Origin of the sequence: Amycolatopsis sp. WAC 01416, from assembly GCF_003947485.1 — a bacterium.
GTDB lineage: Bacteria > Actinomycetota > Actinomycetes > Mycobacteriales > Pseudonocardiaceae > Amycolatopsis.
This window is the reverse complement of sequence record NZ_QHHX01000001.1, coordinates 67,218-92,339: the sequence shown is the minus strand read 5'-3', so window position 1 is coordinate 92,339 and position 25,122 is coordinate 67,218. Positions and strand designations below refer to the sequence as shown.

21 protein-coding genes and 1 tRNA gene are annotated in these 25,122 nt (G+C 68.8%); 16 read left to right on the top strand and 6 right to left on the bottom strand.

Annotated elements, in window-relative coordinates; translation table 11 throughout:
- Window positions 1-131: 131 nt before the first annotated feature.
- On the top strand, window positions 132-3,029 hold the full coding sequence (gene topA / locus DL990_RS00430) for a type I DNA topoisomerase (RefSeq protein WP_199746170.1): 2,898 nt from the start codon (window positions 132-134) through the stop codon (window positions 3,027-3,029).
- Window positions 3,030-3,112: 83 nt separating this feature from the next.
- Here the strand turns inward: topA and DL990_RS00425 are convergent, their stop codons facing one another.
- The 3 genes from DL990_RS00425 to DL990_RS00415 are packed head-to-tail and all read right to left on the bottom strand — an operon-like array spanning window position 3,113 to window position 5,866.
- Window positions 3,113-4,633: a carboxylesterase/lipase family protein gene (locus DL990_RS00425; RefSeq protein ID WP_125797585.1), complete on the bottom strand. Its 1,521-nt coding sequence runs from the start codon at window positions 4,631-4,633 to the stop codon at window positions 3,113-3,115.
- 11 nt (window positions 4,634-4,644) lie between these two features.
- A complete protein-coding gene (locus DL990_RS00420) occupies window positions 4,645-5,271 on the bottom strand; it encodes a VC0807 family protein (RefSeq protein WP_125797584.1) in 627 nt (208 codons plus the stop codon).
- Window positions 5,272-5,275: 4 nt separating this feature from the next.
- Window positions 5,276-5,866, bottom strand: coding sequence for a TetR/AcrR family transcriptional regulator (locus DL990_RS00415; protein ID WP_233598932.1), 591 nt, complete (start codon window positions 5,864-5,866; stop codon window positions 5,276-5,278).
- Window positions 5,867-5,978: 112 nt separating this feature from the next.
- On the opposite strand from DL990_RS00415, the gene DL990_RS00410 reads away from it, so the two are divergent.
- The 6 genes from DL990_RS00410 to DL990_RS00385 all read left to right on the top strand — a co-directional run bounded on the left by DL990_RS00410 (window position 5,979) and on the right by DL990_RS00385 (window position 12,811).
- Window positions 5,979-6,770, top strand: coding sequence for an ESX secretion-associated protein EspG (locus DL990_RS00410; RefSeq protein ID WP_125786198.1), 792 nt, complete (start codon window positions 5,979-5,981; stop codon window positions 6,768-6,770).
- On the top strand, window positions 6,763-7,536 hold the full coding sequence (locus DL990_RS00405; protein WP_125786197.1) for an ESX secretion-associated protein EspG: 774 nt from the start codon (window positions 6,763-6,765) through the stop codon (window positions 7,534-7,536). The genes DL990_RS00410 and DL990_RS00405 overlap by 8 nt, the downstream gene beginning before the upstream one ends.
- A gap of 21 nt (window positions 7,537-7,557) precedes the next feature.
- Complete coding sequence (locus tag DL990_RS00400; RefSeq protein WP_125797583.1) at window positions 7,558-8,778, top strand: hypothetical protein; 1,221 nt, start codon at window positions 7,558-7,560, stop codon at window positions 8,776-8,778.
- 13 nt (window positions 8,779-8,791) lie between these two features.
- Window positions 8,792-9,406 carry a hypothetical protein gene (locus DL990_RS00395; RefSeq protein ID WP_125786195.1) on the top strand — a complete coding sequence of 205 codons (615 nt, stop codon included), beginning with the start codon at window positions 8,792-8,794 and terminating at the stop codon, window positions 9,404-9,406.
- 145 nt (window positions 9,407-9,551) lie between these two features.
- Window positions 9,552-11,606, top strand: a complete 2,055-nt coding sequence (locus tag DL990_RS00390) for a dTMP kinase (RefSeq protein WP_125786194.1) — start codon at window positions 9,552-9,554, stop codon at window positions 11,604-11,606.
- On the top strand, window positions 11,603-12,811 hold the full coding sequence (locus DL990_RS00385; RefSeq protein WP_125786193.1) for a DNA polymerase III subunit delta': 1,209 nt from the start codon (window positions 11,603-11,605) through the stop codon (window positions 12,809-12,811). Before DL990_RS00390 ends, DL990_RS00385 begins: the two co-directional genes overlap by 4 nt.
- Window positions 12,812-13,514: 703 nt before the next feature.
- Here DL990_RS00385 and DL990_RS00380 read toward each other — a convergent pair.
- Window positions 13,515-15,245: a hypothetical protein gene (locus DL990_RS00380; RefSeq protein WP_125797582.1), complete on the bottom strand. Its 1,731-nt coding sequence runs from the start codon at window positions 15,243-15,245 to the stop codon at window positions 13,515-13,517.
- 140 nt (window positions 15,246-15,385) lie between these two features.
- Here DL990_RS00380 and DL990_RS00375 point away from each other — a divergent pair.
- Window positions 15,386-15,459 (top strand) — tRNA-Thr (locus tag DL990_RS00375).
- Window positions 15,460-15,554: 95 nt separating this feature from the next.
- Here DL990_RS00375 and DL990_RS00370 read toward each other — a convergent pair.
- Entirely contained in the window at window positions 15,555-16,181 is a 627-nt protein-coding gene (locus DL990_RS00370) for a TetR/AcrR family transcriptional regulator (protein ID WP_125786191.1), read from the bottom strand.
- Window positions 16,182-16,225: 44 nt separating this feature from the next.
- On the opposite strand from DL990_RS00370, the gene DL990_RS00365 reads away from it, so the two are divergent.
- The 6 genes from DL990_RS00365 to DL990_RS00340 all read left to right on the top strand — a co-directional run bounded on the left by DL990_RS00365 (window position 16,226) and on the right by DL990_RS00340 (window position 22,464).
- Window positions 16,226-17,152 carry an alpha/beta hydrolase gene (locus DL990_RS00365; protein WP_199746168.1) on the top strand — a complete coding sequence of 309 codons (927 nt, stop codon included), beginning with the start codon at window positions 16,226-16,228 and terminating at the stop codon, window positions 17,150-17,152.
- On the top strand, window positions 17,152-17,964 hold the full coding sequence (locus tag DL990_RS00360) for an SDR family oxidoreductase (protein WP_199746167.1): 813 nt from the start codon (window positions 17,152-17,154) through the stop codon (window positions 17,962-17,964). The genes DL990_RS00365 and DL990_RS00360 overlap by 1 nt, the downstream gene beginning before the upstream one ends.
- Window positions 17,964-18,893 (top strand): ferritin-like domain-containing protein, encoded by a 930-nt coding sequence (locus DL990_RS00355; RefSeq protein WP_125786189.1) that lies wholly within the window; start codon window positions 17,964-17,966, stop codon window positions 18,891-18,893. The genes DL990_RS00360 and DL990_RS00355 overlap by 1 nt, the downstream gene beginning before the upstream one ends.
- Entirely contained in the window at window positions 18,890-19,375 is a 486-nt protein-coding gene (locus DL990_RS00350) for an FAD-dependent oxidoreductase (protein ID WP_125786188.1), read from the top strand. The genes DL990_RS00355 and DL990_RS00350 overlap by 4 nt, the downstream gene beginning before the upstream one ends.
- On the top strand, window positions 19,372-20,859 hold the full coding sequence (locus DL990_RS00345; protein WP_125797580.1) for an NAD(P)/FAD-dependent oxidoreductase: 1,488 nt from the start codon (window positions 19,372-19,374) through the stop codon (window positions 20,857-20,859). Before DL990_RS00350 ends, DL990_RS00345 begins: the two co-directional genes overlap by 4 nt.
- A gap of 72 nt (window positions 20,860-20,931) precedes the next feature.
- Complete coding sequence (locus DL990_RS00340; RefSeq protein WP_125786186.1) at window positions 20,932-22,464, top strand: PstS family phosphate ABC transporter substrate-binding protein; 1,533 nt, start codon at window positions 20,932-20,934, stop codon at window positions 22,462-22,464.
- A gap of 88 nt (window positions 22,465-22,552) precedes the next feature.
- On the opposite strand, the gene DL990_RS00335 is transcribed toward DL990_RS00340, so the two are convergent.
- Window positions 22,553-23,017: a GreA/GreB family elongation factor gene (locus DL990_RS00335; protein WP_125786185.1), complete on the bottom strand. Its 465-nt coding sequence runs from the start codon at window positions 23,015-23,017 to the stop codon at window positions 22,553-22,555.
- Between the two features lie 123 nt (window positions 23,018-23,140).
- Here DL990_RS00335 and DL990_RS00330 point away from each other — a divergent pair, with 123 nt between their 5' ends.
- Window positions 23,141-23,728 (top strand): TetR/AcrR family transcriptional regulator, encoded by a 588-nt coding sequence (locus tag DL990_RS00330; protein WP_125786184.1) that lies wholly within the window; start codon window positions 23,141-23,143, stop codon window positions 23,726-23,728.
- 116 nt (window positions 23,729-23,844) lie between these two features.
- Complete coding sequence (locus DL990_RS00325) at window positions 23,845-25,071, top strand: M14 family metallopeptidase (RefSeq protein WP_125786257.1); 1,227 nt, start codon at window positions 23,845-23,847, stop codon at window positions 25,069-25,071.
- The last annotated feature ends 51 nt before the right edge of the window (window positions 25,072-25,122 follow it).

The following is a 25,122-nucleotide window of genomic DNA, read 5'->3' as shown; positions in this document are numbered from 1 at the left end:
AGGAAACATCGACGAGGTCAGCGGCGATGCGCTGGACACACGATCGGCGGCGTGTTGCACCACCTAGCCGTGGTCCGGGCGGTGCGAGCGTGCACACTGACGGGTCGAGAGGCGGCGCGAAGGCGCCGAAGATGAGCGGAGAGCAGGACAGCGTGGCAGGAGCACGGACGAAGAAGACCTCGGCGTCGGACGACGGCGCGGGCCGTCGTCGGCTGGTGATCGTCGAGTCGCCGACCAAGGCCCGCAAGATCGCCCCGTACCTCGGCGCGAACTATGTCGTGGAGTCCTCCGTCGGACACATCCGTGACCTTCCCCGCGGCGCGGCCGACGTGCCCGCCCAGTACAAGGGCGAGTCGTGGGCACGGCTGGGTGTCGACGTAGACAACGACTTCAAGGCGCTCTACGTCGTCACGCCGGACAAGAAGTCCAAGGTCACCGAGCTGAAGAGCCTGCTGAAGGACGTCGACGAGCTCTACCTCGCCACGGACCCCGACCGCGAGGGCGAGGCCATCGCGTGGCATCTGCTGGAGACCCTCAAGCCGAAGGTCCCGGTCCGCCGGATGGTCTTCCACGAGGTCACCGAGCAGGCGATCCGCGCCGCGGCCGACAGCACCCGTGAGCTCGACGGCGACCTCGTCGACGCACAGGAGACCCGCCGCATCCTGGACCGGCTCTACGGCTACGAAGTCTCGCCCGTGCTGTGGAAGAAGGTCATGCCGAAGCTTTCGGCGGGCCGTGTGCAGTCCGTGGCGACCAGGATCGTGGTCGAGCGGGAACGTGAGCGCATGCGCTTCACGTCGGCGTCGTACTGGGACATCTCCGCCACGATGGACGCGGGCGCCGACGCGTCTCCGCGCAACTTCCCGGCCAGGATGATCGCCGTCGACGGCGCGCGTCTGGCCACCGGCCGCGACTTCGGCTCGGACGGGCAGCTCAAGGCTTCGAACAACGAGATCCGCGTGCTGGCCGAGGCCGACGCGGTCCGGCTGGCCGAGGCGCTGAAGAACCGTGACTTCAAGGTCGCGAGCGTCGAGGAGAAGCCGTACACGCGGAAGCCGTACGCGCCCTTCATGACCTCGACCCTGCAGCAGGAGGCGGGCCGCAAGCTGCGGTTCACCTCCGAGCGCACCATGCGGATCGCGCAGAAGCTGTACGAGAACGGTTACATCACTTATATGCGTACCGACTCCACGACGTTGTCGGAGTCGGCGATCTCGGCGGCGCGCAGCCAGGCGACGCAGCTGTACGGCAAGGAATACGTCTCGCCGTCGCCGCGCCAGTACACCCGCAAGGTGAAGAACGCGCAGGAAGCCCACGAGGCGATCCGTCCCTCGGGCGAGGTCTTCCGCACGCCGGGCCAGGTCGCGAAGGATCTGGACACCGACGAGTACCGCCTTTACGAGATGATCTGGCAGCGCACGATCGCGTCGCAGATGGCGGACGCGAAGGGCACCACGATGTCGGTGCGCATCGTCGGCACCGCCACCAGCGGCGAAGAGGTCACGTTCGCCTCATCGGGCCGCACGATCACCTTCGCCGGGTTCCTCAAGGCGTACGTCGAGGCCGTCGACACCGAGAGCGGTGGCGAGGCGGACGACAAGCAGAGCCGTCTCCCGCGGCTGGTCAAGGACCAGGCGCTGACCGCGACCGACCTGAGCCCGGACGGGCACACCACGTCGCCGCCGGCGCGGTACTCGGAGCCGAGCCTGGTCAGCAAGCTCGAAGAGCTGGGCATCGGCCGCCCGTCGACGTACGCGTCGATCATCAAGACCATCCAGGACCGCGGCTACGTGTGGAAGAAGGGTTCCGCGCTGGTGCCCTCCTGGGTCGCGTTCGCCGTGATCGGGCTGATGGAGCGGCATTTCGAGCGGCTGGTCGACTACGACTTCACCGCCGGCATGGAGGACGAACTCGACCGCATCGCCGCCGGTGACGAGCACCGCACGCAGTGGCTGTCGAAGTTCTACTTCGGCGGCGACATGGGCGTCGACGGTTCCGTCGGCCGCCTCGGCGGGCTGAAGAAGCTGGTCGGCTCCGGCGTCGAGGACATCGACGCCCGCGAGATCAACTCGATCCCGCTGTTCAGCGACCCCGACGGCCACACCGTCGTCGTGCGCGTCGGCCGCTACGGCCCGTACCTCGAGCGTGAGGTCGACGGCACGTCGCAGCGGGCGAACCTGCCCGAGGACCTGCCGCCGGACGAGCTGACCCTGGAACTCGCCGAGAAGCTGTTCGCGACGCCGCAGGAAGGCCGCGTGCTCGGCACGGACCCGGTCAGCGGACACGAGATCGTGGCGAAGGAAGGCCGCTTCGGCCCGTACGTCACCGAGCTCCTGCCCGAGCCGGAGCCGCTGCCCGAGGGCGCGACAGCCGCGCAGAAGAAGGCCGCGAAGGCGAAGCAGCCGAAGCCGCGGACGGGTTCGCTGTTCAAGTCGATGTCGATCGAGGCGATGACCCTCGAAGACGCGCTGAAGCTGCTCTCGCTGCCGCGCGTGGTCGGCAAGGACCCGGAATCCGGTGACGAGATCACCGCGCAGAACGGGCGCTACGGGCCGTACCTGAAGAAGGGCACGGACTCGCGTTCGCTCACGACCGAGGACCAGCTGTTCTCGATCACACTCGAAGAGGCGCTGAAGATCTACTCGGAGCCGAAGCAGCGTGGCCGGTCCGCGACCGCGAAGCCGCCGCTCAAGGAACTGGGCGACGACCCGGTGTCGGGTAAGCCGATGGTGGTCAAGGACGGCCGCTTCGGCCCGTACGTGACCGACGGCGAGTTCAACGCGACGCTGCGGAAGTCGGACAGCATCGAGGAGCTGACCGCCGAGCGCGGCGCCGAACTGCTGGCGGAGAAGCGCGCGAAGGGCCCCGCGCCCAAGCGCAAGGCTCCGGCACGGAAGCCGGCGGCCTCCAAGACTGCGGCCTCCAAGACGACCACGGCCAAGAAGACCACCGCGACCAAGTCGACGGCGGCGAAGACGACTACGGCGAAGAAGCCTTCGACGCGCTCGACGGCCGCGAAGACGAAGTAGCTCCCTTAGCGCGCTATGAAAGGACCTTTCCTTGCAAAATTTGCAAGGAAAGGTCCTTTCATAGCGCTTGGAGACAGGGTGCATCAGGAGCGAAGGCCCGCCCAGAAGCCGCACCGGTGATCGGCGTCGTGCGCGACAGGACGGATCGCGTCCGGCACGAGCGAAAGCACCGGCCCGGACGGGTCCCACCGGGGTGAGCCGGCCGCGTTCGGATCACCCGTGCGCATGAAGGTGGTCCAGTACGCGATCATCTGCTCCGAAAGGCGTTTCTGCGCCTCGTCCAGCGACTGTTCGACTCCGCTGAGCTCGAACAGATAGACCAGGTCGAGGGCGTGCGCCGCGCCGTGCGGCACGGTGGGCACGTCGTTGCCGTTGACGTTCGGCGCGTTCTTGTCGTCGAATTCGTAGGCGTGCACGGACGTCCGCCGGGACAGCAGCCGGTTTCCCTCAGCCGTCGGGCAGGCCCATGACCGGTCCGTGGTGACCGTCGCCCAGGCCAGGGCGGGCGAAAGGTAGTCCCGCGACGGGTATTCGGCCGCGACCTCGTCCGCGTGCTCGCCGAACGTCTTGCGCAGGAACTCCCGATAGCGCTCCTCGGTGATCGGCTTGAGCTTTTCGACACCGGCGATGAACGCGCGCATTTCGTCGTGCGTGCCGCCCGAAAGCATCGGTACCCGGTGGAAAGCGCCCTGCCGCAAAGCTTTCGCGGGGTCGAACGGGAGCAGCGGGGTCCCGTAGGTCAGGTGATTGCTGAACGACTGGTTGTCCTTCAGCAGATCCGCGGCAGGGAGCCGACGCAGGCAGCCGATCGTGTCCGGACCCGTGCAGCCGTGGCTCGCGGCCACCGCCGCACCGTCGGCTTCGGTCCTGGAGAGCGGCGAATACGGCGTTTGTGCTTCCTGATTCGGGATCAGGCCCCCGCGCGGCCAGTCCAGCAGGCAAGAGCCGGACATGATCGCGGCCTTGTCGAACAGCCCGGCCGCGGCGGGCGAAGTGAGCAGCGCGCAGGTGCTCATCCCTCCCGAGGACTGCCCGGCCAGTGTCACGTTCCGTGGGTCGCCGCCGAACGCGGAGATGTTGCGCTGGGTCCAGCGCAGCGCCGAAAGCTGGTCCATGAGCCCGAAATCGCCGGAACCATGGAGGCCGGGAAGACCGAAGTAGCCGAAGACGCCGAGCCGGTAGTTCGTCGTCACCACGACGACGTCGCCCTGGTCCGCCAGGCGCCGCGCGCCGTAAAGGCTTCCCGCGTCCATGGTGTAACCGCCGCCGTGCAGCCAGACCAGCACCGGCAGGCGACGGCTCCCCGCGTCGCGCGGCACGGTGACGTTCAGGAAGAGGCAGTCCTCGGCGCTGCCCGGCAGGTACTGGGTGCAGGCGGCACCCGGTTTCGTCGCATCGGCGACGCCCTTCCAGGGTTCGGGCGGTCGCGGAGGCTTCCAGCGATCCTCGCCGACGGGTGGTGCGGCGAACCTGATTCCGTTGAACGTCCGGGTCGGTCCGGAGTCCATACCGCGGACCGGGCCGGCGTCGGTGCGCACGACCAGCGGATCCGCGGGGGCGACGATCGTGAGAAGGCCGGTGACGATGGCCAGCAGGAGATGCATGACAGGTCCTTTCAGGAGTCCGCGAGACGGCGCCACAGCCCCACGCGGCGGAAATAGCGGTGTTGCAGAACCTGCACGGCGACGAACGTGACGCCGTACAGCGCGGTGCCGAGGGCGGGAACGGCGTCCACCGGCAGCGTGTACGCCAGCAGGACCCGCCCGGCGGCGTCGGCGAGCAGGCCGACACCCCACAGGACGGTCGCGACCCGCCACGCCCGCCGGAACCACGCGTGCCGCGGCCACAGCTCGTCCCATTCGGCCGCGCGCAGGGTGTCCGCGAAGCGGCTCTTCGCGACCATCGAGCGGGCCATGCCGAACACGAGCGGCCTGGCGAACAGCAACGAGACCAGGAAACCGGCGCCGATCGCCCCGGTCACCCAGCCCGCCTTCGCCAGCATGAACCGGGGACTGCCGGTGACGAACGAGGCGGCGGCGCTGATCGCGAAGATCGTCAGGACGAAGATCGCGAGCGTGTCGATCTTCCGCCACCGGATCGCCCGGTAGAGGACGAAGAGAACGGTCGGCAGGGCGCAGAGGGCGAGCGCGAACAGCGCGCTGACGCCGAAGCCGCGAAGCACGTAGTAGCCCACGACGGGCACGACGACCTCGAGCAGCACCACACCCCACTGCCTGAGCACGGGATCACTGCTTCCGGGTCGCGAGATCGAAGAGGGTCACGAGCTCGGCCGCGTAGGCGGTGAGGTCCGGCTCCGTCGTGCCGGCGAGCAGGAACACCGGACCCTCCACCGAACGCCGGATCGTCGTCGCCATCACGTGGACGTCGAACTCGCGGAACTCGCCCGACTCCTGGCCCCACCGCAGGATGCGTTCGACCGGTTCCAGCGCCGCCCGCTCGTTCGCCGGGTCGTAGTCGAGGGCGCCGCCGAGGAAGATGTTCAGCAACGCCCGCATCCGGGTCGGCCGCGCGGCGGCGAACTCGAGATTCGCCTCCAGATACGTCCGCAGCGCGGCGGTCGCGGACGGCGGATCGGCCATCCGCTCGGCCATGAACGCGCCGATCTCGCGGAAGACGTCTTCGAGGACCGTGCGGACGAGTTCCTCCTTGTTCGCGAAGTGGTACGAGATGAGCCCGGTGCTCGACAGATTCGCCTGTTTCGCGATGCGGGCGAACGACGCGCGGGTGTAGCCGAGCTCGGCGATCGTCTCGATGGCCGCGGCCACGATCTGTGCTCGTCTCGCACTCTCGGTGAACGTCTTCGCTTTTGCTTGCATGAGCAAAAAATAGCTCAGATGAGCAAATCTGTCGACCGGAAACCGCTCACCGACCGCTCGCCGACCGACCTCACCCGTTCGAACAAAAGTTCTAAAAATTGTCGGTACCAGGGTGTTCAATGGTCAGGTGAGCACTTCAACGACCGCTGTCTTCGACGTCATCGACGAGGTCATCGCCCCGCTGTCCGCCGAGGTTCCGGAGCGTCCCTCGGTGATGGAGTTCTACGACCCCGAGCTCGCCGTGCCGCCGGTGCTGGCCGACGAGGAGCCGACTCCAGGGCTCACCCTGGCCGAGGAGGTGGAGCAGTACACCCGGTTCGTGAGCGGGATGGCGACCATCGGGCTGGCCCCCGGCGGTGAGGTCACGCCCGAGGCCGTCGGGCTGTACCGGGCGCTGCGCGGCGGGTTCATCCGCGGCGTGGTGACCGGGGTGTTCCCGTCCCGCGCGGAGCCGTGGGAGGTCCGGTTCTTCGGCGACGAGGACTACACCACGGTGCTGAACAAGCTCGGCAGGCGAGCGCGGCTGCGGTCCGGTTTCCTCAGCGCGCTGCCCGGCTGGGTGTTCGACGGGCTGCCCGACCATCCGCCGGGCACCGGCGAGACCGTGCGCATCGAAACGGACGCGGGCGGGCTGATCCCGCTGCGGGCCCGCGAGGCCGTCGAGGTGATCCGTGCGGGTGCTTCGCGGCCGCGGCACGGCACGGTCCTCGTCGATCTCGCTGTGCGGAACTCCATCCTCGCCGAGTACCCGCACGGCGCGTTCGGCCTGGTGGACAACGACCTCGGCCGATACCAGTTCAGCGCGGCGATGGACGGTGACGGCCGCTGGACGCTCACCTGGGGCCCGGCCAGCCGGTCGACGGCCGAGCAATGGATCGTGAAGGCGGTGCAGAACCATGCGTGAACCGGCGACCGTGAAGGAACTGATGAAGCGTGCCGCCGAGCCGGTGCTGCGCGCGGTGCCCGAGCGACGGAGCGTGTACCTGGGCTACGACCCGGAGATCACCGACGACGAGATCCGCCGCCTGTGCCCGTCCTACGACGGGCCGGCGGATCTCGTCACCCAGGCCGAGCGGTACGCGGCCAAGGCGGCGATGCTCGAAGAGGCCGGGCTGATGGAGAACGGCGAGATCCATCCGGCCGCGGTCCAGATGCACGGCGTGATGCTGCGGGGTTCGGTACGAGGCGTCCTCACCGGCGTCTTCGCGTCCGCGCCCCGCTCGGTGCGGGTCGACTGCTACGGCGACGGGCATCAGGCGGTCGTCTGGCGGATGCGGTCGGAACGGCGGACCACGTTCAGCCTGAGCGATTTCGGCGAGCTGGGAGCCCGGGTGTTCGGCGGGCTCCCGCACGTCCCCGCCGGCGACACCGAGCTCATGCGCATCAGGATCGACGAGCACGGCGTGCCGCTGCCCGGCCAGGACGAGGAGGTCGGCCTGGTCGGAGACACGCTGAACCGGCCGCGGACCGGGACGGCGATCCTCGATCTGGTCGCCTTCGGCGGGCTGAACGCCGAGTACCCGGACTACGGCTTCGTGATCATCGACAACGATCTGGGGAGGTTCGTGTTGTACGCCGCCCCTTCCGAAGGGTGGCTGATGTTCGGTGGAATGGACCGCCGGGCACTGGCGGGCTGGCTGCACGAGGCGGTGGACTTGAGCCGGACGTAGCCATGGACGAGGGGGGCGGGTATGGACCTGGACCGGCGGGCGGCCGACGCGTGGTTCCGGCGGCGAGGGCTGCCGATGGTCATCCACCGGCGGAGGCGTGGAGCGGGCATGTTGCGCCGTTCGACGCCCGGACTGGTGTTCCTGAGCCTGCTCGACCTGTTGCTGGCCGGGCTGCTGAAGCTGCTCGACGTCCCCGAGGACGTGCTCGCGGCCCGGATGCGCGAGAGCGGTGTCGCGTACGTCCTCGGTGTGCTGGCGCTGACGTTCGCCGTGGTCGTCGTGCCGGTGATCGCCGGTCGCCTGATGGCGAAGCTGCTCCGGGCGCTGCACCGCACCCGGGTCCGGCTGGCCGTCATGGCGGCGACGATCGGCTTTTGGCTGCTCGTACTGCCGCTCGGCGAACGGCTCACCGGGCTGGTGTCGTGGGAGCACCCGCTCTGGGCGGCCGTCCTCGCCAATCTCGTCGCGCTGGCCGTGCTGATGCTGCTGGTCCGCATCGGCGTCGGCTCGATCCTGACCTGGGCGGCGCGGAGCGCGGTCGCGCAGGTCAGGGCCATCGGCACGCTGGCGTCGCGGGCGTTGCCGCTGCTTCTGCTGGTGGTGATGTTCAGCTTCTTCACCGCCGAGCTGTGGCAGGCCGTGGAACGGCTGACCCCCGGCCGGTTGTGGCTGGTGGTCGGCTTCCTCGTGCTGATCGGCGCGGTGTTCCTCGCGTCGATGCTGTCCGACGAGATCAAGGAGCTGAAGTCCTGGACCGTGGAACCCGGGGCGCCCGCCCTGCGCGGCACGCCGTTCGACGACGACACACCCCCGCCCGATCGGCGCGCGCTGACGAAGGTCGAGCGCTTGAACATCGCCTTGGTGCTGTTCTTCGCCCAAGCGGTGCAGATCGTGGCCTTCGGGGTGCTGGTGTTCGCGTTCTTCGTCGTGTTCGGGGTGCTGATCCTCCGGCCGGAGGTGGTGACCGAGTTCGCGGGCCGCGAATCGGCGCCCGGCACACTCCTGGGTGTCCCCCTTCCGGTGAGTTCCGCGCTCGTCAACGTCTCCGTCTTCCTCGCCGTTTTCTCCGGTCTGTACTTCGCCGCATCAACCGCGACAGATGCCCGGTACCGGCGTTCTTTCTTCGAACCGTTGTTGGAGGATGTGAAGATCAGCCTCGCGGCGCGTGACATTTATCTGGCCCATTGGGCGGATGTGCGACGAGCCGAGGTGGTTACCCTGGAAGCAGAGGACATTCCGTAGTGAGGTGGTCACCATGAGCGGGAAGGGCGGAACTCCCTTCTTCGATGCCCCCGACTTCGTGAAAGGCGATGGCACTCAGGCAGATCCTCCGGGCGACACGTTCGCCGACCCCCTGTCCGGGCTGGTCACGACCGGCACCGCGGCCCAAGCGAATCCGTCGGCCGGGGCCGACGACATCCACGTGCAGGTGCCGGGACCGGTCCAGCACGACCCCGAAGTCGTGAGCCGGATGGTCAACGCGGCCATGCTCGCGGACGAGCAGCCCGCCGGAAGCCCCGGCGGCGAACACACCGCCGTCCGTCCGTCCACCGAGATCGTCAGCACGGTCGGTGAGCAGGGCGCTGCGCCGATCGGGATCCTGCCCCAACAGCGAACCTGGCCGTCGAGGCCGTCTCAGCTGATCCGTCCACCGCGCCGGTTGAAGCAGGAAGAGCCGGTCGAGGTCGACGAAGAGGCCGAGGTCGAAGTACGGCGTGCCAAGCGTTCCATGCAGATGCCGAGGCTCGGCAAGCCGTCGTCGAACACCGCCGGCGTGATGATCGCGGTCGCCCTCATGATCGTCTTCGCGATCCTCGCCATCCAGCTGCTGGCCAGCCTGTTCAACAGCATCACGGGGATCTTCGGCTGACCCGCCCGGCGCTCGCGCCGGACGGGGCCGTCCGGACGGACCTCACCCATCGGGATACCCTGGCCATACGGTCGGGGGACCCGGCGTTGACCCGGGTCGCACCTCGGCGCCGCGTGACTAGTGGGGTGGGCGTATCAGCGAGGGCGTGCAGTCGGTGCCCGAAGCGGGCACTGGTTCTTCGGCGGGGCGTGACGCTTCCACGATGCACCGCGTGCGGCGGGTGCTGGCGATCAAGCCGTTCCGCCGGATCTGGGGTGTCTCGTACCTGTGCAGCGTCGCGGACTGGCTGAACCTGCTGACGCTGACCGGCCTGGTCACCAAACTGACCGACAACTACGCCGCGCAGAACTTCGCGTTCGTCGGTGTCGTGCTGACGTCGCTGCTGCCGGGGCTGCTGTTCGCCCCGCTCGGCGGGCTGCTCGCCGACCGGTTCGACCGGCGCAAGGTGATGGTGCTCTGCGACCTCGGCCGGTGCGGGTTCCTGTTGTCGATCGCGTTCGTCGGCACGCCGTGGTGGGTGTTCGTCGGGAACTTCCTGGTCGGCTGCTGCGCGATGATGTGGATCCCGTCGAAGGACGCGGCGGTGCCGAACCTGCTGCGCCGCCCGGACCAGGTCGAGACGGCCAACCAGCTCGGCATGGTGATGACCTACGGCCTCGCGGTGATCACCGCGGCCGGGGCGAACGCCGTGCTCACCGGTAGCAACACCACGTTCCACTTCTTCCAGGGCGACGCCCAGCTCGGCATCGCGAAGGTCGCCGTCGTCATCACCGGCCTGCTGTACCTGACCAGCGCGATCGTGATCGCCACCCGGATCCCCGAGCTCTCGCTGCGCAACGTCCACGCGGTCGAGAAACCCAAGGTCAAGGCCGCGGACGAGGAGAAATTCGGCTTCCGTCAGATGATCTCCGACGGTGCCCGGTTCGTGCGGACGACGCCGTTGGTGCGCGGGTTGATGATCGGCGCGTTCGGCGCGTTCGCCGCCGGTGGCGCGGTGATCGGTTCGGCCAAGCCGTACTCGTCGAGCCTGCTCGCCGGTGACGCGGCGTTCAACCTCCTCGTGCTGGCCGTCTTCCTCGGGCTCGCCACCGGGATGGCGGTGGCCCCGAAGCTCGCTCGGCGGCTCGCGCACGACCGGCTGTTCGGGATCTCGATCGTCGCCGCGGGCCTGTGCCTCGTCGTCGTCGCGCTGTCGCCGCATCTCGCCGTTTCGCTGGTCGCCGTCGCCGCCGTCGGGGTGTGGGCCGGGACGGCGTTCCTGACCGGTGTCACGATCATCGGTTCGCGGATCGAGGACTCCATCCGCGGCCGGATCAACGCGATCTACCAGTCGCTGATGAAGATCGTGCTGTTCGGCTCGACGATCCTGGTGCCGGTGCTGATCAGCGCGGTCCAGACGACCGAGGTCGAACTGTGGGGCGGCACGATCACGATCGACGGCACCCGGCCGGTGATGATCGGCGGCGGTGTCCTCGCGCTGATCGCCGGCATCGTCGCCTACCGGCAGATGGACGACAGGCGCGCCGAGCCGATCCTCGCCGACCTCCGCAACGCCTTGCGCCGCAGCCCGCGCCGGGTGAACGGGCTGCTGATCGCGCTCGAGGGGACGCGGGCGATCAACACCGAAACGCAGGCCGAGCGGCTGGCCGAATGGCTGCGCGGAGGCACGCGTCCGGTCGTACTGGCGGCCGACCCGGCGCTGGACGACCAACGGCTCGCGAAGCTCCTCGCCGGTGCTTCGCTGTCCGGCGCGCGGGCGCAGGCGCTGGCCGCCGCCGCGGTGCGGGCGGACATCGTCGAACGGGACATCCAGCCCGCGCTCGACGCCGGTTCGGTCGTGGTGATGGAACGGTTCGTGGACTCGCCGCTGGCGCATCTGTCCGCGGTCGCCGGGCTGGACAGCCAGGAACTCGAAGGGCTCGCCGACTGGGCGACCAACCGGCTGCGGCCGGACATCACGGTCCTGCTCGACGCCGATCCCGGCACGGTCATGCGGAAGTCGGACTCGCTGGACGCGCAGTGGCGGGTGCAGCATCTGCTCACGGAGATGGCCGCCGCCGACCCGGACCGGTACGTCGTGGTCGACGCGGAGGGCACCGAGGACGAGGTGAGTGACCGCGTGCGGACCGCGATCCGCGCGGTGCTCGTCGGCAGGCTCGCCGGGCTCGCGCCGTCGGAGGAAAAGGTCGAGGTGAGATGACGGAAGCCCCTGCGCTGATCGGTGTCTGGAAGCAGCTCGTCGGCCAGGAGCCCGCCGCGCGCACGCTTTCTTCGGCGTCGACGGCGGCCGCGCGGATCGTCGAGAACCAGCCTGTCGCGCCCGGCGCGATGACGCACGCCTGGCTGGTCACCGGTCCGCCCGGTTCGGGGCGCTCGACCGCCGCGCGGGTTTTCGCGGCGGCGTTGCAGTGCAGCACCGGCACCGGATGCGGAGAATGCCCTGGCTGCCGCACCGTGCTCGCCGGCACGCACGCCGACGTCAAGCTCGTCGCGCCGGAAGGCCTTTCGATCTCCGTCGCCGAAATGCGTTCACTGGTCCAGTCCGCCGCTCGCCGTCCGACCACCGGGCGATGGCAGGTGGTGGTCATCGAGGACGCCGACAGGCTGACCGAAGGCGCGTCGAACGCGTTGCTGAAGGCCGTCGAGGAGCCACCGGATCGCACGGTGTTCCTGCTGTGCGCGCCCTCCGATCACCCGGACGACGTGTCGGTGACGATCCGCTCGCGGTGCCGTCTGGTCACGTTGCGGACGCCGCCGCCCGAGGCGATCGCGCAGGTGCTGATCGAGCGGGACGGTATCGACCCCGAACGTGCGCGGTGGGCCGCGTCCGTCTCGAGTGGGCATGTCGGCCGCGCGCGACGGCTCGCCACCGACGAGGCCGCCCGGCAGCGACGGGCGACCGTGCTGCGGATCCCGCTCGGCCTGCGCCGTCCGTCCGATGTGTTCACCTGCGCCGATCAGCTGATCAGCGCGGCCGAGGCCGACGCGGGCGAAGAGAGCAAGGTCCGCGACGAGGCCGAACGTTCCGAACTTCGCACCGCGATGGGCGGCGACGGCATCGGGAAGGGCGTCGGCGGGGCGAAACGAGCCGCCGAAGCCGCTGTGAAACAACTCGAGAAGCGCCAGAAGTCACGCGCGACCCGTACGCAGCGGGACACCCTCGATCTCGCGCTGGTGGATCTCGCCGCGTTCTACCGGGACGTGCTCGTGACCGCGAGCGGCGCGGGCGCGACGCTGAACCATCCCGACCACGCCTCGGAAATCACGCAGGCCGCTTCCGCCTGGGCGCCGGACTCGATCCTGCGCCGGCTCGAAGCCGTCCTGGAATGCCGCGAGGCCATCGACCTGAACGTGAAACCACGAATCGCCGTCGAAGCCATGGTCACCACCCTGCGCCAAGGCTGACCCGGCTCTTCCTCTCGCGCCTACCCCAGCCCCCCGCCCGTCCCAGGGGGGCGTCCCCGAGTCCAGTTTACCGGGGGTGGAGGGGGAAAAGGGCTGGTCGTGGGAGTTGTCCACAGGTGGGGATGGTTGTGGACAAGTGCTGTGGGTAAGTGAAGGGGCTTCGGGTTCGGGGCGGTGCCGGCGCTGGTTCCGTGATGCCCCCAATGTGGCATTGGAGACGCTCAGTGACCCCAATGTGGCATTGGGGGCATCGCTCGCGGATGGGGAAGTGCGCGAAGGCGGCGAAGTGAGCGAAGCGGGACGTGCGCGAAGGCGGGCAAGCGCGCGAAGGCGGGGAAGCGCGCGAAGCAGGACGTGGGCGGAGGCGGGGAAGCGGCGAAGGCGGGGAAGCGGGATGTGAGCGGAGGCGGGGAAGGCGGGGCGAGCGGCGAAGTGAGCGAAGGCGCACGAAGCCGCGAAACGCAGCGAAGTGGTGAAGTGGGCGAAGGCGGCCGGAGCGGGGCGGTGAACCGGTGACTGTGTGGATTTCTGGTCATCCAACGCACCGAAATCCACACGGTCACGGGGAAGCGAAAGGGGCCTTCACCGCATCAAAGCGGCGAAGGCCCCTGACTACCGAAAGGCGGCTAAGAGGGAGGTACGAACGGACCTCTCACGCGGGGGCAAGGCGTGAAAGGACCGTTCATCACCCTCCTCGCCCCGTCTAGTCCCCCGAGCGCGGCCGCGGCGAAGGCTTGAATCCCGGCGATCCCAACCCCGGCGACCCCGACCCCGGCCCCGAGCCAGGCGTATCCGGCGAGTCTCCCGAGACGGTGACCACCGCGAGCCGGCGGCGTCCTGGCATGGCGGCCACCAGGACGACACCGATCAGCAGCATCGCGGTACCCGACCAGAACATCGGCACCGTGTCGTAGGCCGCGTTGGTGTAGGCCAGGTTCTTGACCGGCCCCTTCGGTGCCGCGCCGCCGTTGTTGCCCGCGGGCGGCGGGGTCACGGTGCCGCATTCGACACCGCCGGCCGGCGCGTACGCGCGGGCGATCTGCTCGCCGAGTGAGACCTGGGCCAGTGACGAAGGCAGCTTCTTCGCGGCGTCCGGCGGGAGTGCCTTCTGCAGTGCCGTCGTCGGCAGGATCTGCAGGTCCAGCAGCCGCGCCGAGGCACCCATCTGGAAGCCCTTGAACGGCGAGGTCATGTCGCTCGACTTCTGGTTCAGCCCGGCGATCGACAGCTTCAGCACGCCGAGGTCGAGGGTGAGCCCGTTCCCGGCCTCGCCACCGGGAAGCTGTTTGGTGGCACCGTTCATCATCTCGGCGAGCCCGCCGACGACCGGCACGTTCTTCAGCTGCTCGAAGCCGGGGGCCTGCTTGAGTGACGGCAGCGGGATGCCGATCGGGATGTCCTTGGTCGGGTTGTTCGCATCGAGAGTGAACAGGACCTTGTCGCCGCGGACGATCTGCAGCACCGGCGCGGTGTACTCGACCTTCGACGTCTTCTTGTCGCCGGTCGAGGTGACCCGCAGTGTCGGCTGGCTGGCGACCTTGATCGTCAGGCCGAGCGGTGTGCCCTTCAGCAGTTCGATGTTGGCCGCTTGCAGGGTCGACGTCGATTCGACGGCCTTGTTCTTCGAGCCGGGGATGTCGACCAGCCGCACGACCGACCGCGACGACAGCGTGTTCGGCAGGCTCAGCACGGCGCCCTTGCCGTCGGCGTTGGTGCTGGTGCCCGAAAGCAGGCCGCCGAGGTTCGCCAGCGGGCCGAGTGCGGACAGACCCGACTTGAGCTGTTCCGAAGCCTGGGTGAGCTGGTCGGCGCCCGGGATGTTCGGGATGGTCGGCAGCAGCGCGAGGTTCGCGATCGACGTGCTCGAGTCGGCGATCGTGCCGACGCACGGACCGAGCGTCGGGCTCCAGCGCGCATGCGCCTCACCGTTGAGCAGGCCGAGGTTGAACAGCGGGTTCTTCGGCGCGTTGAGGCCGCCGCTGATCGGCTTCGGGTTGTCCGGCAACGCCGTCTGCACGAGGCTGCCCGGCGTCTGCGGCGCGTTGCCCGCGGCGGACAGGCCGAACGGCGACGACTGCGCGATCGACTTTTCGTAGTTCAGGTAGGCCTCGGAGTTGGCCTGCGCGCTGGAAAGCCCCATCCCGGCTTCGAGCGCGGACTGCTTCGGCAGCATCTCGCCCGCCCCGGGGAGGATGGCGCTCGTCGGCACCGCGTTCGGCAGCAGCCGCAGCACGCCGAGGGCCGCTCCCGCGTCACCGACGGCCTTGCCCAGCGGCTGCGGCCCGATCGGCGCCGACATCGGCGGCTGCCCCGGATTCGCCGGATCGGGGATCGGCGTCGTCGGAATCGTCTGGGCGGTCGCCGGGGCCGCGGTCAGCAGAAGCAGGGCCGCGGCGGCCGGAAGCGCCAGCACACGGGGCAGTCGTTGCCGCATGAACAGGTCCTCCAGTGGGGATGGGCCGATCTTGGGGGACTGAGACCGGCGTCATAGGACCTTAACGACGGTGGCCCCGGAAGGTGACGTTCAAGCCTCCGCTACACTTGTCCCCGTCATCGGGTGCGAGCCCGATGTCCGCCGCCTTAGCTCAGTCGGCCAGAGCGATTCACTCGTAATGAATAGGTCAGGGGTTCGATTCCCCTAGGCGGCTCCGCAGGTCAGGGCCCCATTCGGACACTCCGGATGGGGCCCTGACCCGTTTCCGGGGCAGGCGGTGAGGCCCGCCCCGAAATTCACCCGTTGGTGTCACCCTTTGAGGAACATCCGCGACAGCGAAGTGCCCACTCCCGTGAGGTGGTCGACGAGCGTGTCCGCGTCCGCGTCGAGCAGGCCGGAGCGCCAAGCGAGCATGATCTCGACGAAGCCGCCGATGCCCAGCAGGACGTTGACGCGGAACTCCAGTCCGTCGACGTCCGGCTTCAGATGTGGCCGCGCGAGTTCGATCAGCAGGCCGGTGGTCTCCTGGACGGTCTGCCGCCGCAGTTGCTCCAGCACCGCGCTGCCCGCGTGGTCGCCGAACAGGATCTGCGCGCGGGACGGCTCTTCCCGCACGTGGTGCACGACGACGTCGACGGCGGCGCGGAGCTGGTCGAGGGCGGGTTGCTCGATCCGGGCGGCGACGGCGTCGAGGACCATCCGCAGGGTCTCGTCGCGGACCTGTTCCCAGGCGGTGGCGAGCAAGGCGTCGCGGTTCGCGAAGTTCTCGTAGAAGTACCGGTCCGTCAGGTTCGCCCGCGCGCAGACGCCGCGCATGGTGACCGCCGCCCAGCCTTGTTCCTGCCAGATGTCCAATGCGGCGCCGAGCAGCGCGAGCCGTCGTTCGGCGCGGCGTTCGTCGGCGGTCTTGCCGCTGTAGCGGCGGGACGCGGTCACCCGTCCATCTTGACAGCAGGTGCCCGCAGATTCATTCTGAGGGCATGCGACCGCAGAATGGCCTGCGACCCGGTTTGGCCGCCGCGCTGACGTCCGCCTTCGTGCGGCCGATCGCCAACGCGATCCCGGCCGGCCGGGCGGGCGTCGCGTTCTCCCGCGCTTTCATCGCGAGCAGTTTGTGGCTGGCTTCGCCGCCCTTGAAGGGAAGCCGCGTCGAGCCCGGCGTCGGCGGCGAGTGGGTCCGCGGTCCCGAAGTGACCGAAGGCGACGCGGTCGTCCTCTACATCCATGGCAGCGGCTACGCGCTCTGCTCGGCGCGCACGCATCGCGGGCTGACCACGCGGGTTTCCGACGGCACCGGGTTGCCGGTCTTCGCCTGCGAGTACCGGCTCGCGCCCCGGCATCGCTTCCCGAGCGCCGCCGACGACGTCCGCGCGGCCTACGAACGGCTCCTCGGCCAGGGATATCGGCGGATCCTCGTCGCGGGCGACTCGGCGGGCGGGCATCTCGCGGTCGATCTCGCCGCGCAGCTGATCCGGGAACGCAAGGATCCGCCTGCCGCGCTGGCCCTCTTCTCGCCGTTGTTCGACGTCACGTTCTCGTTGGCCGCCCAGAGAGAACGCATGAGCCCGGACCCGATGATCTCCGCCGCCGCGGCCGCCCGGCTCGTCGGTCTGTACACAGTGGACGCCGACCTGGCTTCGGCGCGGCTGCGGTTCGCCTTCGACGACATCAAGGGCTTCCCGCCGACGATCATCCAGGCCGGTGGGCTCGAAATGCTCGCCGCGGACGCCATCGAGCTGGCCAGGGCGCTGCGCCGCGCGGGCGCGGACTGTGAACTCGAGGTGGTCCCCGGTCAGATGCACGTGTTCCAGGCATTGACCCGCTTCGTCCCGGAGGCGCGGCCCGCGATGGAGCGTGCCTGCCGGTTCCTGACCGAAAATCTGACAGCGATCGAAAAGGCGGCCTAGTGAAACGGACCCACGGAGCGCACGCCGTCGTCACCGGGGCGGGCAGCGGGATCGGGAGGGCGATCGCGACCGAGCTCGTCCGGCGCGGCGGACGGGTCGTGTGCGCGGACATCGACCTCGAAGCGGCCGAGGAAACCGCCGCGAAGCTAGAGAACGCGGTCGCCATCGCCTGCGACGTGTCCAGTGTGGACGAGGTCGTCGAACTCGCGAAGCAGGCGCGGTCCTGGCTCGGCCGCGAGCCGGACCTCGTCATCAACAACGCCGGGATCGGCGCCGGCGGCAAACCCGTCGGGGAGAGCCCGCTGTCCGATTGGCAGCGCACCCTCGGCGTGAATCTCTGGGGCGTGATCCACGGCTGCCACACCTTCGTCCCCGCCATGCGGGCGGCGAAGGCGGGCGGCGTCATCAATGTCGCTTCGGCCGCCGGCTTCACCGCCGCGCCGAGGATGGCCGCCTACAACGTGAGCAAGGCCGGGGTCGTCAGTCTTTCGGAGACGCTGGCCGCGGAGCTGTCCGGCACAGGTGTCGCGGTCACCGTGCTGTGCCCGACTTTCGTGCGTACCAACATCTTCGGTGGGGAGCTCATCGACGACGAAGCACGCGGCCTCGCGCAGCGGGTTTCCGATCTGGTCGGGTTCTCGCCGGAACGCGTCGCCCGGATGACCCTCGACGCCCACGATCGCGGCCGCCTGTACGTGGTGCCGCAACCCGACGCTCAGCTTCTCTGGCACGCCAAGCGTTTCGTGCCCGTCCCGTACACGCGGATCGCCGGTCTGCTCGGCCGGTTCCTGCCCGCCGAAAAGGAGAAGTGATGGCCTACGACTTCGACGCGATGCTCCGGACCATCAAGGACAAGCAGTGGTCGCTGGCCGACATCGACTGGGACGCGCCCGGCGCGGAGACGATGACCGACGAACTCCGCGCAAAGATGCGGCCGTTCATGGCCGATCTCGTATGGATCGAGCACGTCGGCGCCCGCGGGTTCGCCTCGCTGGCCAAGAAGGCGCCGACACCGGTCATCCAGGAGATCTACCGCTACTTCCACGCCGAGGAACAGAAGCACGCCAACGCCGAACTGGCGTTGATGAAGCGCTGGGGCATGCTCGACCAGGACGGTTCGATGCCCGAGCCGAACATCAACGTCAAGCTCGCCATCAAGGTCCTCGACGACTACGGCGACACGTTGCCGCTGACGGCGCTGGCCACGCTCATCCCGCTGCTGGAATGCGCGCTGGACGGGGCACTGGTGAAGTTCCTGCTGGAAGAGGTCTCCGATCCGGTGTGCCACCAGGTGTTCCGGCATATCAACTCCGACGAGTCCCGGCACATCACGGCCGACTTCGAGGTCTTGGAGCTGATCGGCGCCGGCTCCACGACCAAGCTGCTCACCGAATCCGTCGGCTCGCTCAAACCCCAGATCGTCCTCGGCCTGATCGTGGTGTTCGTCCCGCTGATCAACAAGATGCGGGACAACATCGTCGCGATGGGCCTGCCGGAGAAGAAGCTGTACAACGCCGTGAAGCGGTTCTCCACGATCGGCGGCCGCGGCGAGTTCACGAAACGCATCCCGGCGTATCACGTGCTCAAGGCGCAGGCGGCGATGATCGTCGACCGCTCGCACGTCTACCACCGGCTGCTCGCCGACCCGATGGTGAGGATGACCCGCCTGATCCCCGCGCGGCTGCTGGGAAAGCCGCAGTCGTGGACCGAGGAGATCACCCACGAACCGGTCGCGTCATGAGCCTCGGCGAATTCCGGGGCGAGGTGCTGCGCGGCACCGAGTGGTTCGGGCGCGACTTCGCCGGGCAGCGTGTCGCCGTGGTCGCTCCCGGCCGTGAGGCGGCGCAGATCGTGCCCGAGGTGGCGGCCACCGCGCGGGTGGTGAAGGTGTTCCAGGAAGAACCCGACTGGGTGGTGCCGATGCCGGTCCCCGGGCCGGACCTCCTCGGCATCGCCGTCGCCAGGGTCTTCCTGCGCTGGCAGGTGAAAGACCCGTGGATCCGCAGGCTGCTGACCCCCGACCGCCGCTTCGGGTCGCGGCGGACGGCGCCCGGTCTCGGCTACTACGGCGCGCTCGAAAGGCCCGGCTGCAAACTCGTCACCTGGCCGGTCTACGCCTTCGTACCCCACGGAATCCGTACCGCCGAAGGTATCGAGCACCAGGTCGACGTCGTCGTGCTCGGCGCCAGTTCGCTTTTCGCCAAGGAAGGACTTCCCGCATGACGCCGGACCACGAGATCGCGATCATCGGCGGCGGTTTCTCCGGGATCGGTGCCGCGATCCTGCTTCGAAAAGCCGGCTTCGAGGACTTCCTGATGCTGGAGGAGGGCGACGGCGTCGGCGGCGCCTGGCACTGGAACACCTATCCCGGCGTCGCCGTCGACATCCCGTCGTTCAGCTACCAGTTCTCGTTCGAGCAGATCTCCGGCTGGTCGCGGGTCTACGCGCCGGGCCGCGAACTGAAGGCGTACGCCGACTACTGCGTCGACAAGTACGACATCCGCCGCCGCACCCGCCTCGGCAGCAAGGTCGTCTCCGCGACCTTCGACGACGAAACGCACCTGTGGTGCCTCGAAACCGCCGACGGCTGGTCGATGACGGCCCGGTTCGTCGTCGGCGCCACCGGCGTGCTCACCCAGCCGAAGCCGCCGGACATCGACGGGCTCGACGCCTTCCGGGGCACGGTCATGCACACCGCCCGCTGGGACCACGGCGTCGATCTGCGCGGCAAACGCGTCGCCGTCGTCGGGACCGGGGCCTCGGCCGTGCAGGTCATCCCGTCCATCGCGCCGGAAGCAGGCAGGCTGACGGTGTTCCAGCGCACGCCGATCTGGTGCCTGCCCAAACCCGACGCCGTCCTGCCGCGGGCGGCGCGGCTCGCGCTGCGGCGGCTGCCCGGCGCGAAACTGGTGTCCCGGCTGGCCAGCCAGGCGCTGGTCGAAGTGACCTTCCCGCTGGCCGCGCATTTCCACCGTCTCCTGCCGACCGCGGGCGCGGGGGAGCGGATCGGGCGCGCGCATCTGCGCCGCGCCGTGAAAGACCCGGTGACCCGCGAGAAGCTCACCCCGCGTTATGCCCTGGGCTGCAAGCGGCCGAGCTTCTCCAACGACTACCTGCAGACCTTCGACCGGGACAACGTCACGCTGGAGACCACGAGCATCGACGCGATCACCGGATCCGGGGTGCGCACCGTCGACGGCACCGAGCATCCGGTCGACGTCCTGGTGCTGGCGACCGGGTTCAAGGTGTTCGAGAAGGGCAACATGCCCGCCTTCACCGTGCGCGGATCCGGCGGCGCCGACCTGGAGAAGTTCTGGGAGGAGAACCGGTTCCAGGCCTACCAGGGCGTCAGCGTGCCCGGCTTCCCGAACCTGTTCACCATTCTCGGGCCCTACGGCTACAACGGTTCCTCGTACTTCAACCTCATCGAGACGCAGACCGCGCACATCGTCCGGTGCCTGCGCAACGCGCGTAAGACCGGCGCGACCCGCGTGGAGGTCACGAACGAGGCCAACGACCGGTACTTCCGGAGCATGCTGGAGCGGCGCAAGCATCAGGTGTTCTTCCAGGACAGCTGCGCACTGGCCAACAGCTACTACTTCGACGCGAACGGGGACGTGCCCTTCCGTGCCTCGCCCACGCTGGAAACGATGGTGACGAGCCGGTTCTTCGACCTCGACGACTACGCCTTCGCGGACGGCCGGTGAACACTGGCTGAAGTCCGCCGTCCCCGGCCGGGATGAGCCTTAGGTTCGATTCCCCGAACCTGGAGGCTGGTCTTGGAAGGCTTTCCCTGGGACGTCCTGCTCGCGGTGGTCGGGATCGCCGTCCCGGCCGTCGCGTTCCTGTGGGAGTTCGCGCTCGTCGGCCGCAAACGGCTCGGCTACCGCGTGCAGATGGACACTCCGACGGCGTCCGGACGCGGGTTCGCGCCCTCGGCCGACGCGCTGGCGCAACTCCAGCACGAGAACGGCGAGCGGCTCGTCGACCCGTCGTTCGTGCTGCTGCGCATCGAGAACAACGGCACCACCGACATCGACACCGACGACTACGCGGTCAACGAGAACGACCGGGTCGGCGTCCGCGTGAAGTTCCCCGGCCGCACCGTGGCCGGGATGGTGGTGACCGAGCTCAGCTCGCCGCATCTGCACGAATGTTTCGGCGACGACTCCGGTTTCGGCGCGCGTGACGAGAATCCCGAACGGCCGGCCGGGGTGATCGACCTGCCGAGGGTGCCGCTGAACCGCGGCGCGCACTACAAGATCCTCGCCGTACTCGACCGCATCCCCAACGGCTCGCCCGACGCCTTCGACGAACCGCAGGTCGTCGGCGAGATCAAGGGCGGCAGCCTCCGCGAGACCAAGAGCCGCACCGGGCCGACGACCTCGGTGCTCGCGCTGATCTGCTTCCTCGTGGTGCTCAGCATCGTCCAGCTGACCCGCTCGCTGGTCTTCGACGAGAAGCCGCCTCCGCTGGACTGCGCGTCCGGGAAGCTCACGATCACCGGATCGACGGCTTTCGCGCCGGTGCTGAAGGAGGCGACGGCTTCGTACACGAAGACGTGCCCGGGCGCGTCGTTCGCCTTCGACAGCAGGGGGAGCGCGGAAGGGCTCGGCAGCCTGAACCAGGCCGGGAACGACGGCACGCTGGCGTTCTCCGACGGCGCCAAGGGCGAGGGCTACCCGCGACTGCTGCCGCGACCGGTCGCGTTCTCGCTGTTCACGCTCGTGATCAACGCCGAAGCGGGCGTCCAGGACCTGTCGCTCGCGCAGATCCGCGACGTCTACGACGGCAAGATCGCGAACTGGAAGGAGATCGGCGGCAAGGACCGGCCGGTCCGGCTCGTCGACCGGCATTCCGACTCCGGCACGCGGCGGACGTTCGAGGGGCAGATCCTGGCGGGCAAGCGGGAGCCCGGCGACAACTCCGACGACTGCCTCAAACCGGCGCCGGGCGCCCAGCCGGGAGTGGTGCGCTGCGCGAAGCCGTCCACGAACGACGTCCTCGACGCCGTGTCACGCGTGCCGGGCGCGCTCGGCTACAGCGAACTCGGCGCTGCGACGAAACGCGAGGACGTGCTGCCGGTCCGCATCGACGGCCACCAGGCGACCCTGGAGGGCGCGATCCACGCGGCGTACCCGTTCTGGGAGACGGAGTACGCGTACACGTTCGGCGAGCCGAAGGCGGACTCGCTCGTCGCGAGCTTCCTGCGGTACCTGACCAACCAGGTCGGCAAGGACATCGTGCGGTCCCACGGGCACCGGCCGTGCGCCGAACTGGCGAATCCGGTGCTGTGCCGTCCTGGCGCGTGAGGGCCGCGGTGGCGAGTGGGGCACGTTGGTCGTGAGTGGCGTTTCGGGTTAGAACCCGAATCGCCACTCACGACCACCTGGACCGAGGTCAGGCAGGCGGCTTCAGGGTGACGACGGTGGCGCTGGTCTCGCCGCGCGGCGTCCGGTACTTGATCTCGTCGCCCTCCTTGGCACCCACGAGCGCCAGGCCGAGCGGGCTGTCCGAAGTGACCGTGGAGGCGTCGGCGTCCTCGCCGGGGATCGTGACGATGTGGAGCTCGTCTTCGTCGCCGTCGGAGAACTTGAGGGTGACGGTGGTGCCGTCGGGGAGCAGGCCCTTGCTGTTCCGGCCGCCGTGCTCGAGCTTCGCCGCGACGTCGGCGATGCGCCGGTCGAGGTAGGCGGCGGCCTCCGCGCGGTCCAGTACTTCCGCCTGATCGGCGGCGTCGCCGGTTCGTTCCTGCTCGCCGACGAGCGGCGCCATCGCGTCGCGCTGCGCACGCAGATCGGCGAGTTCCTTCTCCAGCTGCCGTCGTGCGGCCGGGCTGAACCCGTTGTCCCCTGAGGTCACCATGCCGCGCATTGTCCGCTACGGATCGGCCGCTAGCCACCTAGATTTTTCACCCGCTGTGACCGGCCAGGACGGTTGCCCTAAGCTTCAGGGCTCGTGTCCTGACTACTTGGTGTAAGGAACTTCGTGACCGCCGTTCCCGGCCGCAGCGCGCGGCTCTCCCCCAATCAGCTGCAGAAACAGGAACAGATCGTCGAAGCGGCGCGTGTCGTGCTCGCGAGGGACGGGCTCGCGGGTTGCACCGTCCGCGCGATCGCGGAGGCCGGGCCGCTCACGAAGAGTGCGATTCATTACTACTTCGCGGACATCGACGTCCTGATCGACCGCGCGATGGCGGCGCACATCACAACGTTCACGGCCGATTTGCGCAAAATTTCGGCGAAGCACGATCACCCGGATGAGCGGCTCTTCGCGGCGCTCGAAGCCTTCCTCGCCGAGTTCTCCGGCCGCCCGAACGCGGCCTTCCTCTGGTTCGAATACTGGATCGCGGCGGGCCGCGCGCAGCATCCGCAGGCCATCGACGTCATGCTGACGTCGATCACCGAACTGCTCGCGGAACTGCTCGCCCCGCTCGACGTCGAAGACCCGCGGGCGCGGGCACGGGCCCTGCTGTCCTACCTGCTCGGCGCGATCGTCCAGCAGCGCGTCCGGCGGCGGCCGTTCGCCGCACTGCGCGGCGACATCGAAGCGCTCTGTTTCGCGAACTACGGGTAGAAATACGCATTAGATCCGTACCGTTACGGATTGTTCTCTTCTTCCGGCTCCGGCCATGGTGAGGTTCCCCTTCCCTTGCCCAGAGCTAGGAGACGACGATGCGCATAAGACGGTGCATGGCCGTGGCGATCGCGGCCGTCGCGGCGTTCACCATCCCGGTCGCCGCGAGTCCGGCGACCGCCGACCAGCAGGCCGAAGACGCGCAGGTCCAGATCTACGAGGTCTTCGGCACCGCCACCGCGCAGCAGCGCACCCAGCTCTCGCGGCTGGGCATCGACGTCCTCGGCACCTCCGGCTCCACGACCACGGTGATCGGCGAAGCGCGTGACGCGGCGAAGATCCGCTCGCTCGGCTTCCGTGTCGAGCAGCGCGGCGTCGTCGACAGGTCGGAGACCCTCGGCACCAACGCGATCAACGACTTCCCGCCGTCGGACTCCGGCTACCACAACTACGCCGAGGTCACGACCGAACTGCGCAACGCCCAGTCGAACTTCGGCTCGATCGCGCGGCTGAGCAGCGTCGGCAACTCGTACCAGGGCCGCGCGCTGAACATGCTCAAGATCAGCGACAACGTCGCCACGGACGAGAACGAGCCCGAAGTCCTCTTCACCTGCAACCAGCACGCCCGCGAGCACCTCACCACCGAGATGTGCCTGCGGATCGTGAACCGGTTCACCCAGGGCTACGCCTCCGACCCGGCGATCAAACGCTTCGTCGACAGCACCGAGATCTACGTGATCCCGAACGTCAACCCGGACGGCTCGGAGTACGACATCTCCGGCGGCAGCTACAAGTACTGGCGCAAGAACCGCCAGGGCAACGGCACCGACCCCAACCGCAACTGGGCCTACAACTGGGGCTGCTGCGGCGGTTCGTCCGGCTCGACGACCAGCGAGACCTACCGCGGCCCGTCGGCGTTCTCCGCGCCGGAGACCAGGGCCGTGTCCAACTTCGTGAACTCGCGCAAGATCGGCGGCGTCCAGCAGATCAAGGCGAGCATCGACTTCCACACCTATTCGGAGCTCGTGCTGTGGCCGTTCGGCTTCACCTACAACGACACCGCGCCGGGGATGACCGCTGCCGAGGCGCAGCGTTTCCAGACGCTGGGCAGGCAGCTGGCGGCGACCAACGGCTACACGCCGCAGCAGTCGAGCGACCTGTACATCACGGACGGGACGATCGACGACTGGATGTGGGGCACCCACAAGATCCTGAGCTTCACCTTCGAGATGTACCCGCGGGGCTCCAACCCCGGTTTCTACCCGCCCGACGAGGTGATCGTCCGGGAGACCACGCGTAACGACCGCGCCGTGGACCTCCTGCTGAACACCGCCATCGGCTGATCTCTGTAGCGCGTGAAGGCCCCCTTCCCTCGGCTCAGCCGAGGGAAGGGG